Source organism: Bacillus sp. RE35 (genome assembly GCF_052146655.1).
GTDB classification, from domain to species: domain Bacteria; phylum Bacillota; class Bacilli; order Bacillales; family Bacillaceae_G; genus Bacillus_A; species Bacillus_A cereus.
Window position 1 is genome coordinate 4,051,299 of the sequence record NZ_CP197377.1, and the last position, 16,173, is coordinate 4,067,471.

Sequence of the window (16,173 nt, forward strand, 5' to 3'; positions counted from 1 at the left end):
CACTGTACTTCACAAACTGAAATATACTATTTGTTACGTGCGATATTCGTAATAAATTTATAACGATCTCCACGATAAATACATTTCACGTACTCTAGCGGTACCTCACCTTCTGAATATGACCATTGACGCATTACAAGTACAGGCGCCTTTTTAGGAATATGCAGATGTTCAGCTTCATTTTCCGTCGCAACGGAAGCTTCAATTGACTGAGTAGCGCTAACAAGTTTAAAGCCCAGTTTTTTCTCTAAATGTTCATATAAAGATTGTTGCAATATCTCTTCGTTAATATCTTTTACAAGAGCTGGCGACAAATATGTCGTCTCAAAAGCAATCGGTTCATCATCAGCTAAGCGAATACGCCTCACTTCATAAACCGATTCCCCCTCCTGTATTCTCAACCGGTCTGCTATTTTAGCAGTAGCTGGAACTAGGCGGAAACTAAGTAATTGACTACTTGGGTTCATCCCACGAGAAATCATGTCTTCTGTGAATCCCGTCATTCCTTGCAATTTTTGTTCCACTTTCGGAAGTTGGACAAATGTTCCAATTCCACGCTTCCGATATAAATAGCCTTGTTCCACTAAATTATTAATCGCCTGTCTGATTGTCATTCGACTCACTTCGAACTTATCACAAAGTTCATTCTCAGATGGGATTTTATCTCCCGGCTTCCATTCGCCGTCCTCAATTAGCTGTTTCACCCACTCTTGAATCTGATAATAGATCGGAAATGGTGAATACTTGTCGATGTTCATCAGCAATCGCCTCACTGCATAAAGATAGAGCTTCTTGATCAGCGATTACGGTTACATTCGGATGACGTTGTAAAACTGTAGCCGGACACTCTTCACTATATTCACCTTGCAATAATTCTTTAACAGCTTCTGCCTTTTTAGAACCCATAGCAACAAGTAGAACTTGTTTCGCTTTCATAATGCTTCCAATTCCCATTGTAATCGCATGAGTTGGCACATCTTCTTCTTTTTCGAAGAAGCGAAGGTTTGCTTGGCGTGTAGATTCTGTTAATTCAACAATGTTTGTTGGAGAATTAAACGGTGTTCCTGGCTCATTAAATCCGATGTGACCGTTTTCACCGATTCCAAGAATCTGTAGGTCAACTGGGTTAGCAGCTAGAATGCTCTCGTAACGTTTGCACTCTTCCTCTAAATCACTTGCCATCCCGTTTGGTACATAAGTTTGTTTAAATGGAAGATGATCAAACAACTGTTCTTGCATGAAATAGTGATAGCTGTTTTTATCTTCATGTGGTAAATTTACGTACTCATCTAAGTTTACAGTGGTTACACGGCTTGTATCAAGTTTATTTTTTCGCATTTCTGCATAAATACCTAATGGAGAGCTTCCTGTAGCCATTCCTAATGTTGGATTTTCTTTTGTTTTTACAACTTCTTCAATTAATTTATAACCTGCTTCTGCTAGTTCTTCTGGAGTTTTTACAACAAGAATATTCATTTAATTACTTCCCTTCCTTCATATGAATTCCTAAACGAACCGTATCATATACATGTAAATCTTCATTCATCACAACAAAGTCTGCATCTTTTCCTACCGCTAATGCACCTTTATTATTTAATCCAAACTCTTCTGCTTGGTTAACTGATGTCATCAGTACTGCATCTTCGATTGAACAACCTGTAAATTCAATTACATTTCGGAAAGCTTGATCCATTTTTAGAATACTACCAGCTAACGTTCCATCTTCTAATCGAGCACTACCATCTTTTACATGTACTGGCTGTCCGCCAAGCTCATATAATCCATCTTCAAGACCTTTTGCACGCATTGCGTCAGTAATAACACTTACTTTTTTTGGTCCTTTTAACTTATATGCTAATTTCACCATATCAGGGTGAATATGAATACCATCTGTAATTACTTCAACCATTACATCTGGATTTAATAACACATGACCAACAACTCCTGGTTCACGGTGATGTAATCCACGCATTTGATTGTATAAATGTGTTGCATGTGTAATTTTTCTATTTTTTAGTTGCCCATCAATTGCATCTGTATGCCCCATTGTGCCAACTACACCAGTTTCAGCAAGATATTGTTCAAACTCTAATGCTCCCTCTTCTTCTGGTGCATATGTTACTAATTTAATTAAATTCCCACTTGCTTCTTGCCATTGTTTAAATTGCTCAATATTTGCAGGAACGATATGTTCAAGTGGTTGTGCACCTGCACGTTTCTTTGAAACATAAGGTCCTTCTAAGTGAATATATTCGAAATGCGCTCCTTTTTCTTTTGCTTCTTTTGCAGCAGTTAACGCTGCTTCAATTGCCTCTGGAGCTTGTGTCATTGTTGTTGGGAAGTAAGTTGTAACCCCTTCTTTTAACATTTCTTTACCTAGAGTTACTAACCCATCGCTATTTGCATCCATCGCATCAATATCGTATCCACCATGAATATGAACATCGATCATACCTGGAATTACAATCTTCCCTGTAGCATCAAAAACAGTTTCATTTTCTTGTGGTACATATTGAGCCATCAAACCAATTTCTTTAATGGTTTCTGCGTAACGAATAAATCCGTTTTCCACTATTTCTTGACCTGTGTAAATTTTGGCATTGATGACAATTTGCGTTTTCATTTTCATCGATCCTTTCCCATGAATTACCTACTTGTTATTATTACCTTATTCGCCTAGTTCCATCTTAATATACACACGAGTAGTTGTCTATACATTCTAATAAAATTTCCTTTTTATTCAACAGAAAAGGAAATTTCTTACGTCTCTTATAATTATAATATATATTATTCATTTTTCCAAAAAGGGACAGTATCGCCCCCCTAATATAGAAATCACTTCAATAATGGCATTAACCCGCTAGACTCTAACATAATATGTTCACCATCTGTTTCCATTTCTACTGTACTTTTATTCGTTCTATATACCATTATACCGTGCCTTTTTAAGCGTTTCACTACACTTTGGTGAGGATGTCCATACGGATTACTACTCCCGTACGACAAAATAGCAAACTGCGGTTCCACTTTTTTTATAAACGTTTCACTTGTTGAAGTATATGAGCCGTGATGCCCCACTTTTAACACATCTGCATGGACATCAAATTGTTTTAATATTTCATGTTCTGTCCGTACATCCGCGTCACCCATTAATAAAAAATCCGCTTTTCCATATCGCACCTTTAAAACAATTGAGGATTCATTATTTTCATCTTTTGATTTCCCATTGTTTAATACTTGTATAGAAACATGTGGATCCAGCGGTATATATTGTCCTTCCTTTACTGAAACGAAAGGTATCCCTCTTTTTTTTATATTATTCCGATACGTATGATAAGTAAGAGAACTATATGTTTTTCCGCTATCTAATATAAGCGATACCGGCATTTGCTCTACAATTGGAATTAACCCCCCTATATGATCCATATCGGGATGCGTACTGACAATTACATCTAAATGATTAATCCCTTTCTCAATTAATTTCTGAATAATAACCTCTCCTGCTTCATAAGGTCCTCCATCAATTAACATTGTTTGTCCATTTGGCATTATAATAAGTGTTGCGTCACCTTGCCCCACTTTTAAAAAGCTCACTTTCATTTTACTAAGATGTTGCCGATGCATATGTAAAGGAGACGTAGTATGAATGGACATCATATACCTTTTAGCTGATGCGCTATTTAAAGAAAAACATAATAAAACAGAAACTAATAATAAAATAATCCGCATACCTCTCATAACTCGTCTCCTTTTTTCATTTAGTATGGCACTGTAAATAATTGATATACAAAAAAAGCTTAGCAAAATGCTAAGCTTTTATTTCGATATCTCTTGTAAAGAACCGAAGAATAAATCTGCTTCATTCATTTGTTCATTCTCTTCAGAAAGCGGTGGTAAATCATCTAATGTTTTCAATCCAAATGTGTCTAAAAATTCTTTTGTTGTTCCGTATAAAATAGGACGCCCTGGTCCTTCTGCTCTTCCCATTTCTTTTATAAGTAAATGTGAAACCAACGTTTGTAACGCCTTATCAGTTTTAACTCCTCTAATCTCTTCCATTTCAGTCCTTGTGATTGGTTGGCGATATGCAACAATCGCTAACGTTTCGAGGGCAGCTTGTGAGAGTGAAGCAGCTGTTGGTGTATCTATTAATTTTTGATAATATGAAGCATGTTCTTTCTTTGTAGCAAAACGATATACTTTTGCATACTGTACAATTTGCAAACCACGGTTTGCACCTTCACATTCTTGTTGCATTTCTTCTAAAATATTAATTGCTTCATTCATTTCAATTTCAAGAACTTTCGCTATTTGTTCTGGATAAATCCCTTCATCACCAGAAACAAATAAAAGGCCTTCAATAATTGACTTTTGTTCTTTCCTATCCATTTCACGAGCTCCTTCCTTCTATTTTCTCATAAAAATACACATCAAAAAACCGAATCACAATTAATGCGTTCGGTTCAATATTTTTTCTCTTGTTCCAAACGATACATTAAAACATAGCATGAGATAAAATGTTGCTATCCCATTTTCACATACTGGCTCTATGCAGATTTATTAGAGCTTGATACGAAAATTTCATCAAAATTATGTTCTTGCTCAATTATGATTTGTTGGTTTTTCATAAGTTCCAGAACTGCTAAAAATGTTACAACCATTATTTCACGTTCATCATCAACAAACAAATCATAAAAACTTTGGCGACCACCCTTTATTTTTAACTGTTTTAAAATATCAGTCATTCGCTGTTCAATTGGTATTTCTTGACGAGTAATACGTGTTGTTACAGGTTTTTTTGCCTTTTTACGGCGCATTAATTTTTGAAATGCTGCTAGCATATCATATAACGTAACATCAAGAGGTAAGCTTGTCTCCTCTTCTTGTTGCAACGATGTAAAGTCAATTGGTGGACGTGTATATAGCTGTGCTCTTTCTTGTTCTCTTTCTTTTAACTCAGTAGCAACTTGCTTATATTTCTTATATTCAATTAACCTCTCCATCAATTCTTGACGAGGATCATCTATAAAATCATCACCGTTATCAAGTACATCTTCTTCATGTTTCGGCAACAACATCTTACTTTTAATTTGTAATAACGTTGCAGCCATTACTAAATACTCACTTGCAACATCTAATTGAAGTTCTTTCATCGTATGCACATAAGATAAATATTGCTCTGTAATATCTGCTACAGGAATATTATATATATCAATTTCATAACGATGTATTAAATGTAACAATAGATCTAACGGCCCTTCAAAAGCCTCTACTTTAAAATTATATTGCACAAAGCATCCCACCACATTTTTTCTATAACAACATAAGTATAGAGCATACTCATGTTCTATCCAACCTTTTTAAGAAATTTAATTAAAAATAGACCGATGCCTATGTCATCATGCCCACCACTTCATATGATAACAGTGTAGTAAGAACAATGTAGGAGGTCAAAAAACTATGGGTCACGTTGATTGTGGTTTTAGCGGTGGGTTCGCATTACTTGTTGTACTGTTTATTTTACTAATTATTGTAGGAGCAGCTTGCTTCTGCTAATATGAACAATAACGGCTAGGGGGAAACCTCCTAGTCGTTTATTGTTCATATTTCTATGATACACTTATATGTATAACCGTTAGATAGGAGCGAGAAAACATGTATCCTACCGAATACATACAATTTTTAATTCATTTCCATGGAGATTATGACTATTTTGAATGCCACGAAATACTAGAAGAGTATTGGAAGACAAAACCAAGAGGTAATCGTGATCATTACTTAGTTGGTCTCATTCAAATTGCAGTTTCTTTATACCACCAAAGACGTGCTAATTGGAATGGTTCTACAAAAATGATGAAAAGCGCAATTACAATTTTAGAAAAAAGCGGTGTGCCTTTACAACGTTTAGGAATTAATCAAGTACAACTTCTTTCCTTGCTCAATGAAAGATTGCAATCTATCCATAAAAAAGAACGTTTTGTACCTTTATTTTTACCCTTATCAGATTCATCGTTAGAGAAGCAGTGCATAGAGTTATGTCAAAAACAAAACCTCTCTTGGAAAGACTTGAATGCTATCCCAGGTGAATATATTATAAACAAGCACACTTTGCGTGATCGCACAGAGGTCATTACTGAACGAAACGAACAATTACAAAAAAGAAAGCAGAGATAATAAACTACTTATCTCTGCTTTCACGAATGTATATTTTGTTCTAGCCCTTTACATTTTTCGCAAAAACTTGCTGTTTGCTCATTTCCGCAAATTGTAAACTCAAGAAATTTACTCTTTAACTCTTGAACCATCTTCGTCCCAATCCCCACATGACGGTGAGACGGGTTCACACTCAAATGCTGAATTTCTAATACTTGATTCTCTTTTTTTACAATCCCCATTATTCCAACAAAATCTTCATTTTCTTTCCACAAATACAATTGCCAATCATCTTTTGCTTCATATTCTTTCATTGTCAATTGTAATGTTTTCACATCTTTTTCAGTTGGCATAAACGAAAGAAGCCCCATTGCAATTTTTTCATAACTTTTTTTAAAACGAATTAACATAACCCTTATCCCTTCTTACAAAAGTTACAAACTAGTAATCCCCTCAATCACTCTTTTCATATCACATTCATTTTACAATATTTTCAACAGAGTGAGAAGAGTCTAAAACAACTTGATAATCATACAAAGCGAAAAGAAGAAAGTCAAATCTATGTTTCAGCACTATTCCTTTAATAAATAGAGTTAAAAAAAGAAAATTTTATATGGAATGGAAAGAAACATATCATTCAACAGCACTTCATTTATAGTTACTCTAAAGCAGCACAATTCTAGCAAAATTAATATAACAAAAAATATTTATTGAAACATATAATGTAATGTATTCTATGTAATTGGTTAAAGGTTTGTTCTCACAAACAATATATTTTAGCAACAATACTACTTGTATGATGAGCTGTAGAAGTAGTACTCAATCTCATTAAAAATAAAAAAGAGAGCAAAAGCTCTCTTTTTCCTTACCTTATTCTTCCCAAACTTTAACTTCTTTCATTACATCGCCTTGACGCATTTTTAATACTGTTTCAATACCGCTTGTTGCTTTACCGAATACAGTATGAACACCATCTAAATGCGGCTGTGGCTCATGAACGATAAAGAATTGGCTACCGCCTGTGTTACGGCCAGCGTGAGCCATAGAAAGTGATCCTACAAGGTGTCTATGAGGGTTTCCATCAGTTTCACATGGAATAGAGTAACCTGGGCCACCTGCACCTGTACCTGTTGGGTCTCCACCTTGGCTTACGAAGCCAGGAATAACACGGTGGAATGTAACACCGTCATAAAATCCTTGCTCTGCTAATTTTTTAAAGTTTTCTACTGTTTTCGGTGCTTCTTCTGGGAAAAATTCCAAGTCGATTTTTTCACCGTTTTCCATTAATATGTATCCTAAAGTTTTCATACGTATATGTCTCCTTTCAACTATCTCAGCACTATATTACCACATTCATGACTAGAAACAAAAAGAATCCGACAATCTAGATACTTCTTTTTTGAAATGTGGAAAAAGCTAGGTGACAAATAAGAAATATATACTATAATAACTTTGTTGCCCGAAAATTTTAGAAAGAGAAAGGGAGCGATTTTTCGTGAAAACGAAATTATTAGCTCTGCTATTAGCTGTAACGGTATTTATGATGCCAACAGCTTCATTTGCAGACATCATTGAGGGAGAATCAATTGTTACATTAGGAGAGAACTTATCCGAACAACAAAAACAAGATCTGTTAAAAGAAATGAAAGCACCAAAAGATGCTACAATTATCACTGTATCTAATGCGGAAGAACATAAATTTCTAGAAGGCATTGTTCCAAAAGCACAAATTGGTACGAGAGCAATTTCTTCTTCTATGATTACATACACAAAACCAGGATCTGGTCTTATTGTACGATCAAAGAACATTAACTGGGTAACAGATGCAATGTACACTAACGCTTTGATTACAGCAGGTGTAAAAGATGCAGAAATTCAAATTACTGCACCTTTTAAAGTTTCAGGAACTGCAGCTTTAACTGGATTAATGAAAGCATACGAAACTGCGTCCAATAAACAAATTCCTGAAGAAATTAAAAAAGTAGCGAATGAAGAAATGGTACAAACAGCCCAGCTTGGTGATAAAATTGGTGAAGAAAAAGCAGTTCAACTTGTTGCAAAAATTAAAGAAGAAATTGCAAAAGAACAGCCAAAAACAACAGAAGATTTACGTTCATTAATTAAAAAAATTGCTGATCAACTCGGCATTACATTAACAGATGAACAGTTAGATAACTTAGTATCGTTATTTGATAAAATGAAAAATCTTAATATCGATTGGAATCAAGTTGGTAGTCAATTAAACAAAGCAAAAGAACATGTTTCTGCCTTTTTAGGATCTGAAGAAGGACAAAGTTTTCTAGATAAAGTGAAAGATTTCTTCTCAAGTATCATTGATTTTGTTAAATCTTTATTCAAGTAAAACAGAAGCCCGCCAGTGACGGGCTTCTGTTTTATACAAGTAATGGTAATTTCATAACAGCCTCTTCAACCGAACGCACTATATGATTTGCTTTCTCCTTTACATATGGATGGGCATGATGAAGAGTAAATGAATGCGGGGTTACTTCAAACATAGAAATATCATTGAAAGAATCTCCAATACAAGCAACTTCATTTGCTTCAATTTGCAAATGGTCCATTAGTCGCTTTAGAGCACTCCCCTTACTCACGCCTCTTGGCATAATATCAACATAGCGTTTACCTGATATAAAAACTTCCGCTTCGCCTTGAAACGTATCTCGTAGCTCTTGATCTAACGTCACAATTTTCTCTTCTTCTCCAAAAACAAACAATTTTGCAGGGTGTACAGTCTTACCAAACTCTTCTTCTAACGCTTCAATTTCAGCGATATGCACGCCCATATACGCTTCAAAATTATGGTGATGTTCATTCTTCCTTTTTGTATATCGCTGCTCATTTGCACAAACAATATCCGCTAGTCCTTTTTTATGTATATATCGATATATTTCCTGGGCAACCACATTTTCAAAACTCGATTCATGAAATAAATTTCCATCCGGAAGCAACATTGTCGCTCCATTTAAGCCAGTTGTATAATATGGGAATGAAAACCTTTTTACAACTTCATCAATTCTGTGTGTAAAGCGGCCAGAGGCAAAACAAATATTTGTCCCTTTCTCAGCTAACCAACACAGCGCACGTTCATCTTCTTTTTGCATATGATTCACATCGTAAACGAGCGTGTCATCTAAATCACTTACAAATAATTTAATCATGTCCTCTTCCCCTTCCATACACAATATCTACTCTAAGTGTACACAAAAAATGTTTGATTTTTGTTAAAAAATAATAAATTTTTGCTAAAAAAAATAAACGGGTGTATAATCCCGTTTATTTTTGTCTTTTTACATTTTGAGGTCTTACAATACTTGGTCGTACTTTTAAACTAGACATCGTTGGACGGAGTAAAATTTTTGTTAATGCGCCCCAATCAAATGGTAAAAACGGCCATAAATAAGGTGTTTGTAAACTTTTTATAGACGTTAAAAATAAAATTAATATCGTCATACCAATTACAAATCCCATCTCATGGAAGAGACCTGTTAAAATAATAACAAACAATTTCCCAACCTTATTCCCTAATCCTAATTCATAACTCGGTGTTGCATATGCACCAATCATCGAAACTGCTACATACAAAATTACTTCTGGCACAAACAAACCTACATCAATTGCAATTTGACCAATTAATATAGCGGAAATCAACCCTGCTGCAGACGATAACGGCGTTGGAGTATGAATGGCTGCCATCCTTAAAAACTCAAGTCCGACCTCTGCCATTAACACCTGTAATAAAATTGGTAAATGCGTCATCTTAGTCGGTCCAATAAAAGCAAGATTTGCTGGCAAAAGAGTTGGATCAAATACAAACACTAACCAAAATGGTAATAAAAATAACGAGAATATAACACCTAAAAAGCGCACCCAGCGTAAAAATGTACCGACAGCTGGATTTTGTCTAAACTCTTCCGCGTGCTGTAAATGATGAAAATATGTTGTCGGTGTAATCATAGCACTTGGCGATGTGTCAACAAGTACTAACACATGTCCTTCTAGTAGATGATTTGCTGCTACATCTGGCCTTTCTGTATATCGAATAAGTGGAAATGGGTTATAGCTTTGCTTTACAACAAATTCTTCTACTGTTTTATCCGCCATCGTAATTCCATCTACATCGATGTTATTTAATTCTTGTTTTATAATCTTTACTAAATCTGGATTTGCAACATCTTGAACGTATGTAATGCAAATATCCGTTTGTGATCTATCTCCTACTCGAACCATTTCATTTCGAAGACGTGGATCTCGAATTCTTCTACGGATTAATGCTGTATTTACAACGATATTTTCAACAAATCCATCCCTTGCACCGCGTACTACCTTTTCGGTATCTGGTTCTGTCGGCGTTCGCCCTGGATAACTACGAACATCGATTGCAAACGCTTCCGTTTCACCTTCCACAAATATCACGATGAGTCCTGATAATACTTGGAGCATTACCTCATCCATCGTTTTCACTTTACTTACTTGTTGATGGATTAAGCGATTCTCTAAAAGCTTCACTGTATCTTCTTCTACATCCCTTATCTCATTTGTATCCACCGCTTCTTCTAAAATAGGGATAATATAATTTGTATCACAAAGTCCGTTTACAAATAACACACCAATTTCTTTATTCAAAATTTGAAATTTACGAATGCCAACATCGTATGTAACGCCTAGCCCAACTGTCTGCTTTAAATAATTTTCATTGTCACTTATGAAAGTTGATATAGGGATATCCACTTTTTTAGGCTTCGTCATAAAAACCACTCCTTTCCAAAATTAATTGAATTGCTTTCTTCGTAATAGGTGATCCCCTCTCCCATTCATCATTTCCACACATCTTACCAATGTCACCGACTCCAACGATGACAGGAACATTCAAGTCATCTAAACAATAAATTGTATCTCCGCTAATTCTGCCAATTTCGCCATCTGGAAGTCCAAATTTATCAACACCGTATTCGGTTAAATTCCCGTTCCGATCTACACTTACATCTACACGTGCCCATTCCCAATGATGCGTATTAGACGCTACCGCTAAAATACCGAGCACATCAATTTGTTTATGGGTAGCCACATATTTTAAAGCCTTTTCACCAGATCCTTCTCCAATAAATCCACTGTCATCAAACATGACAAATACAGGGTCATATGGCGTTTGCATAATAAGCTCAACAACTTTTTTCCCTGTCAATTTGGTTGGATTACTTTGTGATGCTGAAATACACCTTCCCCCAAATTCCTTCGTTAAAAGCTCAATTGTCCGCTTTGCATATTCATCTCCATCTGTGACCAAAACAACCCTTCGTCTCATTTGATTTATCCTTTCGGTTTACATATAAGTGCTATAAAAAACGAAAACAATATCGCTGCGGAAATGCCCGCAGACGTTAAACTAAACATGCCAATACCAATTCCTAAATATCCATGTTTTTCTGCTGCATGCATTGCTCCGTGCAATAGTGAATGTCCAAAACTTGTAATAGGGACTGTTGCTCCAGCACCTGCAAACTTTATTAGTTTATCGTACAATCCAAATCCATCTAAAATTGCTCCGATGACTACAAAAGTTGCCATTAAATGAGCTGGTGTTAACTTTACAAAATCTAACAATAGTTGCCCAATTAAACAAATAACTCCACCTACAAGAAATGCATATATAAAATCCACAATTCACTCTCCTTTAACTCTCTCAAATACGACACCATGTGCAATTGTTGGAATCGTTTCCTTCTGTTGCATCATCATCGGGCTTAATAATGCACCAGTCGCAACGACAAAAATTCGTTGTAAATTCCCTTTTTGCATCTCGTGTAATAAATGACCATATGTGACAACTGCTGAACAAGCGCAACCACTACCACCTGCAAACACTTCTTCTTGACTTGGTTCATAAATCATCAATCCACAATCATTGTATATATGCCCAAGATCATAACCTTCCTCAAGTAAAAGTTGTTTCGCAATCGGCGTCCCAACAGCTGATAAATCTCCCGTAACAATCAAATCATAATCATCGGCACTTCTTCTTAAATCTTCAAAATGTTGTTGAATTGTATGAGCTGCTGCTGGAGCCATCGCTGCTCCCATATCCAAAGGATTTGTGATTCCTAAATCTTGCACTTTTCCAATTGTAGCCGACGTAATTTTAATTGCACTTTTTTCATTGCTAATTAATATAGACCCTGCACCAGTCACAGTTGAATTTGCTGTCCCTGGCTTTTGTCCACCGTACTCTGTTGGATAGCGAAATTGTCTTTCAGCCGTTGCATTATGACTACTTACTGTAGCTAAAACACGATTTGCAAATCCACCGTCTATAAAAGCTGAGCCAACTGCTAAAGTCTCCATAGACGTCGCACAAGCGCTAAACATTCCTAAAAAAGGAATGCCCCACTTACGCGCAACATAATTTGCTGTCACTGTTTGATTTAATAAATCTCCTGCTAAAAAGAAATCAATTTGCGATGTTTTTATATTCCCTTTTTGCACTGCTTGTTGAATTGAGTCTGACATTAATCTTCGTTCGGCGAGCTCCCAATTTTCTTCTCCACAATGCAATTCATCATATGAAATATCAAATTTTTTCCCAAGAGGGCCCTCAGCTTCTTTCGGACCGACAGCAGTACCCGTTGCATTCACATATATATCATTTTGAAATACCCACGTTTGTTTTCCGGTCAACCTCATACTAGCCCCTCCTTTAAGACATAAAAATTTTAAAGGTATACCTTATTAACCCAATGATATATGCACCAACAACCCCAAATACAATCACACTTCCTGCCAGTTTAAACATATTTGTAGCAATCCCTAGAACAACCCCTTCGCTCTTATGTTCTAAGGCAGCGCTCGCCATAGAATTTGCAAATCCTGTTACCGGTACCGCTGATCCTGCTCCAGCAAATTGACCGATTTTATCATATACACCACACCCTGTTAAAATCGCGGATAATAAAACAAGGGTTGCAACAGTTGGGTTTCCTGCCTCTTGTTCACTGAAGTGAAAATAATGTATATAAAATTTCATCAATACTTCTCCAACTGTGCAAATGAGTCCACCTACAAGAAATGCTTTGATACAATTTAGTAAATAGTTTGGCTTTGGATGATACTCCTTCACTTTATTTATGTAATCATCCTTCAATTTCTGACTTGTCATTTATATACTGCCTCCTACTTTACGAAATAAATCCAGTGAAACAACGATCCTATTACTTTCCCAAGTACAAGAGCAACGAGTAAAACAATAATCTTCCCCTCTACCCCTACTCGTTTCGCTAAAATAGGTAGAACATTTAACACCTCTGTTAATGCCGCAGCAAGCATTCCGATGAATGTGCCACAAAATATCCCTAATATAACGAGCCAATATTGCGACGTTTGAAATGTAATGTTTTTCAAACTGCACCAAGCCCCTGTTAAAGTACCTGCAATGACTGCCCACTCAAAATATTGAATATGCTTTCCACTTCTCGTTAATTGAGCTAAACGGGGGATTATACCAAGTACAGCTAAAAATGCGACATATCCGCTACCTACCGCAATCCCTCCAGCTAAACCAATTAAAATAACAAATCCAGACTCAATCATCGGCAAGTTGTTTCATATTATCCTTGTTTTCATTAACGATTACATACTGATCAAGTGACTGTTGGTATTGAAACATCTCAACTTCTAACGGACTCGGCTCTTCATTAATTCGCTTTTGAAATACATGATTAAAGAATAAAACCATCCCTAAGCCAAGACCTAAAGAATAAGGAATTTGAAATAAAAGTGGTTGTGCATTAAATTCTCCAGTAATCATGTAATATAACCGTTGATGTACTTGTTGCATACTTACATCTTCATGGAAATAAATGATCGCAAGGGCCGCTCCAATGAACAGTAACAGCCATACAAGCCCGAAAAAAATTGGGTGTGTCTTCTTTTTTTCGTATATAATTTCAACAAGAGTTTGTCCAGAACCGAGTAAATTAATTTGTACATGAGATGCTTTCTGTTGAATAATCTCAATTACTTTCATAACATCAATTACAACATGCGTCTTATCATGCGCTGTTATTTTGTAAACTATCTCATTTTGTAACAACTCAACTACGGAAGAATCTCCGGCAAGTTGAGCAACATCGCCCAGCTTTACTTCATAAGTAGGAGAAACTTTTAAACGATTGCGCATTTTAATATAAATCGTTTGTTCCAACTTTCATTCACCCCTTCACTCTTCCTCGTAGTTGTAGTATGGTTATTGAATTTTTTTCTAATACAATTTTTTCATAAAAAAACATCTGCACCATTTCGGTACAGATGTTTTTTACTTATGCCTTTTTCTTAAATAAGTTTGCAATACTTAATGCAAGCCCTCCCCAAATGACTACTATTCCAATAACCATCATCATAATCGCTGATCCACTCATTATGAAACACCTCGATCTTTCCATTCTTTTTCAAGCTTGGCAGAATCCGAATGAATTTGTGCATCCCATTTTTTCAGGCCAATGATTATTGCAACTATGAGGAATGCTGCTGCTATCGACCAACCATACGTTACAACAAACTCAGTCGGATAATCTCCGTAGTTCTTTTTAATATTTTGGATTGTACCATCAATTAGCATATACCCTAACATAAGCGGAGTAATAACGAGTAAACTCACTCTCCAAAACGTTCCTAATTTAATATCAGATACAAAGTTTGCATGATTTTGATAAACTGGTAAACGGCGTAAAATGAGCCCTATCGTAACTACTTCCGCAAGTGCAATTGTAATTAATCCGAAATTATTAGCGAAATAGTCGACAACATCTAAGAACATAAGTCCACCACGTGTTGCAAAAACAAGAGAAACTAACACGAGAAGGGTTCCCATAATTCCAATAGTTTTTTCCCGACTTAAACTGAATTTTTCAGATACAGCGGCAAAGCATACTTCCGCGAGTGAAATAAGTGATGTAATTCCAGCAACCGTTAACGATAAGAAAAATAAAACACCAAACAACGGTGACATCGGCAATTCATTAATAATTTGGGGAAATACTACGAACGCAAGCCCAACGCCAGCACTTGCTACTTTATCAACCGGTACTCCCATATTATTTGCCATAAATCCAAGAGCTGCAAAGACCCCAATACCTGCTAATAATTCAAATCCTGAGTTTGCAAATCCAGTAATAAAGGCATTATTTGTTGTATCCGAGTTTTTCGGTAAATAACTAGAATACGTAATCATAATTCCAAATGCTAAAGATAAACTAAAGAATATTTGACCGTAAGCAGCAAGCCATACTTTCCCATCAAAAATACGACTCCAATCTGGTTTAAAGAATGCATCTAGTCCTTGCATAGCACCTTCCATCGTCACTGCACGAACAACGATAATAAGGAACATAACAACTAATAAAGGAATAAATATACGGTTAACAACTTCGATTCCTTTTTTAACTCCTTTAAATGCAACGCCAAGCACAATAATCCAAACGAGAGCTAACGGAATTAATACTTCTGGTACAAGTCCTCCAAATTGTCCTGGCTTATCTGCAACATGTAAGTACTCTTTAAATAAAAATGATTGCGTGTCTTTTCCCCATGCTCCAGTAATTGCAAAGTATGTATACGATATAGACCAAGCAATAATCACTGCATAATATGTTGAAACAATAAATGTTACGCACATTTGCCACCATCCAATAAATTCTGCACGCGGGCTAATACGGAAAAATGTAAGTGGTGCTGAGCCACGATGACGATGACCAAGGGCAAACTCAAACGCTAACAATGAAATACCAGTCGTTAATAATGCAAATAAATACGGTAAAAAGAATGCTCCTCCTCCATTTTCATACGCTGTATAAGGAAAACGCCATATGTTTCCTAATCCAACGGCAGATCCGACCGCTGCGAAAATAAATCCAGCTCTCGTTCCCCATTGTTGCCTCGTTTCCATATTTCCTTCCCCCTTTATGACAAGTTCATACTTGGATTATATTTTAAATTGACTAAATTATCAAT

Annotated in this window: 21 protein-coding genes; 3 read left to right on the forward strand and 18 right to left on the reverse strand. The window is 35.9% G+C overall.

Translation table 11 applies throughout. The features are described from left to right. Positions 1 to 26: 26 nt before the first annotated feature. From phnF to scpA, 6 genes are all read right to left on the reverse strand, one after another. Positions 27 to 758, reverse strand: coding sequence for a phosphonate metabolism transcriptional regulator PhnF (gene phnF, locus ACTL4X_RS20535; protein ID WP_021727649.1), 732 nt, complete (start codon positions 756 to 758; stop codon positions 27 to 29). Then, entirely contained in the window at positions 688 to 1,476 is a 789-nt protein-coding gene (gene nagB, locus ACTL4X_RS20540; protein WP_001024210.1) for a glucosamine-6-phosphate deaminase, read from the reverse strand. The genes phnF and nagB overlap by 71 nt, the downstream gene beginning before the upstream one ends. Positions 1,477 to 1,480: 4 nt before the next feature. Beyond that, positions 1,481 to 2,623, reverse strand: coding sequence for an N-acetylglucosamine-6-phosphate deacetylase (gene nagA, locus ACTL4X_RS20545; protein ID WP_006928115.1), 1,143 nt, complete (start codon positions 2,621 to 2,623; stop codon positions 1,481 to 1,483). Positions 2,624 to 2,835: 212 nt separating this feature from the next. Next, positions 2,836 to 3,738, reverse strand: coding sequence for a ComEC/Rec2 family competence protein (locus ACTL4X_RS20550; RefSeq protein WP_001214830.1), 903 nt, complete (start codon positions 3,736 to 3,738; stop codon positions 2,836 to 2,838). Positions 3,739 to 3,816: 78 nt separating this feature from the next. Then, entirely contained in the window at positions 3,817 to 4,389 is a 573-nt protein-coding gene (gene scpB / locus ACTL4X_RS20555) for a segregation/condensation protein ScpB (protein WP_000375168.1), read from the reverse strand. Positions 4,390 to 4,547: 158 nt separating this feature from the next. Continuing rightward, the gene (gene scpA / locus ACTL4X_RS20560) at positions 4,548 to 5,291 is read right to left on the reverse strand and encodes a segregation/condensation protein A (protein WP_001199753.1); all 744 of its coding nucleotides are present in this window, start codon (positions 5,289 to 5,291) and stop codon (positions 4,548 to 4,550) included. A 169-nt stretch (positions 5,292 to 5,460) separates the two neighbouring features. On the opposite strand from scpA, the gene ACTL4X_RS20565 reads away from it, so the two are divergent. Both ACTL4X_RS20565 and ACTL4X_RS20570 read left to right on the forward strand, forming a co-directional pair. Beyond that, positions 5,461 to 5,556, forward strand: coding sequence for a YjcZ family sporulation protein (locus ACTL4X_RS20565; protein WP_000510194.1), 96 nt, complete (start codon positions 5,461 to 5,463; stop codon positions 5,554 to 5,556). A gap of 99 nt (positions 5,557 to 5,655) precedes the next feature. Further along, positions 5,656 to 6,174 (forward strand): DUF309 domain-containing protein, encoded by a 519-nt coding sequence (locus ACTL4X_RS20570; RefSeq protein WP_000283597.1) that lies wholly within the window; start codon positions 5,656 to 5,658, stop codon positions 6,172 to 6,174. Positions 6,175 to 6,194: 20 nt separating this feature from the next. Here ACTL4X_RS20570 and ribT read toward each other — a convergent pair whose 3' ends face one another. Both ribT and ACTL4X_RS20580 read right to left on the reverse strand, forming a co-directional pair. Continuing rightward, entirely contained in the window at positions 6,195 to 6,563 is a 369-nt protein-coding gene (gene ribT, locus ACTL4X_RS20575) for a GNAT family N-acetyltransferase RibT (RefSeq protein WP_000908401.1), read from the reverse strand. A gap of 460 nt (positions 6,564 to 7,023) precedes the next feature. Beyond that, the gene (locus ACTL4X_RS20580) at positions 7,024 to 7,461 is read right to left on the reverse strand and encodes a peptidylprolyl isomerase (RefSeq protein WP_000853782.1); all 438 of its coding nucleotides are present in this window, start codon (positions 7,459 to 7,461) and stop codon (positions 7,024 to 7,026) included. A gap of 187 nt (positions 7,462 to 7,648) precedes the next feature. On the opposite strand from ACTL4X_RS20580, the gene ACTL4X_RS20585 reads away from it, so the two are divergent. Then, complete coding sequence (locus ACTL4X_RS20585; RefSeq protein WP_000850514.1) at positions 7,649 to 8,515, forward strand: DUF1002 domain-containing protein; 867 nt, start codon at positions 7,649 to 7,651, stop codon at positions 8,513 to 8,515. A gap of 31 nt (positions 8,516 to 8,546) precedes the next feature. On the opposite strand, the gene ACTL4X_RS20590 is transcribed toward ACTL4X_RS20585, so the two are convergent. The 10 genes from ACTL4X_RS20590 to ACTL4X_RS20635 all read right to left on the reverse strand — a co-directional run bounded on the left by ACTL4X_RS20590 (position 8,547) and on the right by ACTL4X_RS20635 (position 16,108). Further along, positions 8,547 to 9,350 (reverse strand): Cof-type HAD-IIB family hydrolase, encoded by an 804-nt coding sequence (locus tag ACTL4X_RS20590; RefSeq protein WP_002026273.1) that lies wholly within the window; start codon positions 9,348 to 9,350, stop codon positions 8,547 to 8,549. Positions 9,351 to 9,447: 97 nt separating this feature from the next. Continuing rightward, a complete protein-coding gene (gene spoVAF / locus ACTL4X_RS20595; RefSeq protein WP_000165595.1) occupies positions 9,448 to 10,920 on the reverse strand; it encodes a spore germination protein SpoVAF in 1,473 nt (490 codons plus the stop codon). Continuing rightward, positions 10,907 to 11,476, reverse strand: a complete 570-nt coding sequence (locus tag ACTL4X_RS20600) for a stage V sporulation protein AE (RefSeq protein ID WP_001254415.1) — start codon at positions 11,474 to 11,476, stop codon at positions 10,907 to 10,909. Before ACTL4X_RS20600 ends, spoVAF begins: the two co-directional genes overlap by 14 nt. 5 nt (positions 11,477 to 11,481) lie before the next feature. Next, positions 11,482 to 11,832, reverse strand: a complete 351-nt coding sequence (spoVAE, locus tag ACTL4X_RS20605) for a stage V sporulation protein AE (RefSeq protein ID WP_000345916.1) — start codon at positions 11,830 to 11,832, stop codon at positions 11,482 to 11,484. A 3-nt stretch (positions 11,833 to 11,835) separates the two neighbouring features. Beyond that, a complete protein-coding gene (spoVAD, locus tag ACTL4X_RS20610) occupies positions 11,836 to 12,852 on the reverse strand; it encodes a stage V sporulation protein AD (protein ID WP_001241165.1) in 1,017 nt (338 codons plus the stop codon). Positions 12,853 to 12,865: 13 nt separating this feature from the next. After that, positions 12,866 to 13,324 (reverse strand): stage V sporulation protein AC, encoded by a 459-nt coding sequence (gene spoVAC / locus ACTL4X_RS20615; protein ID WP_000203810.1) that lies wholly within the window; start codon positions 13,322 to 13,324, stop codon positions 12,866 to 12,868. A 14-nt stretch (positions 13,325 to 13,338) separates the two neighbouring features. Then, positions 13,339 to 13,755, reverse strand: a complete 417-nt coding sequence (gene spoVAB, locus ACTL4X_RS20620; RefSeq protein ID WP_000572936.1) for a stage V sporulation protein SpoVAB — start codon at positions 13,753 to 13,755, stop codon at positions 13,339 to 13,341. Continuing rightward, entirely contained in the window at positions 13,748 to 14,368 is a 621-nt protein-coding gene (locus tag ACTL4X_RS20625; protein ID WP_000438369.1) for a stage V sporulation protein AA, read from the reverse strand. Before ACTL4X_RS20625 ends, spoVAB begins: the two co-directional genes overlap by 8 nt. A gap of 115 nt (positions 14,369 to 14,483) precedes the next feature. Then, positions 14,484 to 14,582 (reverse strand): methionine/alanine import family NSS transporter small subunit, encoded by a 99-nt coding sequence (locus tag ACTL4X_RS20630; protein ID WP_000016826.1) that lies wholly within the window; start codon positions 14,580 to 14,582, stop codon positions 14,484 to 14,486. Beyond that, on the reverse strand, positions 14,582 to 16,108 hold the full coding sequence (locus ACTL4X_RS20635; protein ID WP_000450088.1) for a sodium-dependent transporter: 1,527 nt from the start codon (positions 16,106 to 16,108) through the stop codon (positions 14,582 to 14,584). Before ACTL4X_RS20635 ends, ACTL4X_RS20630 begins: the two co-directional genes overlap by 1 nt. Positions 16,109 to 16,173: the final 65 nt, after the last annotated feature.

Bases quoted from the DNA above. Each gene is read 5' to 3' on its own strand.
- phnF (WP_021727649.1), bottom strand. From the start codon at position 758: ATGAACATCGACAAGTATTCACCATTTCCGATCTATTATCAGATTCAA.
- ACTL4X_RS20570 (WP_000283597.1), top strand. From the start codon at position 5,656: ATGTATCCTACCGAATACATACAATTTTTAATTCATTTCCATGGAGAT.
- nagA (WP_006928115.1), bottom strand. From the start codon at position 2,623: ATGAAAACGCAAATTGTCATCAATGCCAAAATTTACACAGGTCAAGAA.
- ACTL4X_RS20635 (WP_000450088.1), bottom strand. From the start codon at position 16,108: ATGGAAACGAGGCAACAATGGGGAACGAGAGCTGGATTTATTTTCGCA.
- spoVAD (WP_001241165.1), bottom strand. From the start codon at position 12,852: ATGAGGTTGACCGGAAAACAAACGTGGGTATTTCAAAATGATATATAT.
- ribT (WP_000908401.1), bottom strand. From the start codon at position 6,563: ATGTTAATTCGTTTTAAAAAAAGTTATGAAAAAATTGCAATGGGGCTT.
- nagB (WP_001024210.1), bottom strand. From the start codon at position 1,476: ATGAATATTCTTGTTGTAAAAACTCCAGAAGAACTAGCAGAAGCAGGT.
- ACTL4X_RS20600 (WP_001254415.1), bottom strand. From the start codon at position 11,476: ATGAGACGAAGGGTTGTTTTGGTCACAGATGGAGATGAATATGCAAAG.
- spoVAB (WP_000572936.1), bottom strand. From the start codon at position 13,755: ATGATTGAGTCTGGATTTGTTATTTTAATTGGTTTAGCTGGAGGGATT.
- ACTL4X_RS20580 (WP_000853782.1), bottom strand. From the start codon at position 7,461: ATGAAAACTTTAGGATACATATTAATGGAAAACGGTGAAAAAATCGAC.
- scpB (WP_000375168.1), bottom strand. From the start codon at position 4,389: ATGGATAGGAAAGAACAAAAGTCAATTATTGAAGGCCTTTTATTTGTT.
- spoVAC (WP_000203810.1), bottom strand. From the start codon at position 13,324: ATGACAAGTCAGAAATTGAAGGATGATTACATAAATAAAGTGAAGGAG.
- ACTL4X_RS20550 (WP_001214830.1), bottom strand. From the start codon at position 3,738: ATGAGAGGTATGCGGATTATTTTATTATTAGTTTCTGTTTTATTATGT.
- spoVAF (WP_000165595.1), bottom strand. From the start codon at position 10,920: ATGACGAAGCCTAAAAAAGTGGATATCCCTATATCAACTTTCATAAGT.
- ACTL4X_RS20590 (WP_002026273.1), bottom strand. From the start codon at position 9,350: ATGGAAGGGGAAGAGGACATGATTAAATTATTTGTAAGTGATTTAGAT.
- ACTL4X_RS20630 (WP_000016826.1), bottom strand. From the start codon at position 14,582: ATGAGTGGATCAGCGATTATGATGATGGTTATTGGAATAGTAGTCATT.
- ACTL4X_RS20565 (WP_000510194.1), top strand. From the start codon at position 5,461: ATGGGTCACGTTGATTGTGGTTTTAGCGGTGGGTTCGCATTACTTGTT.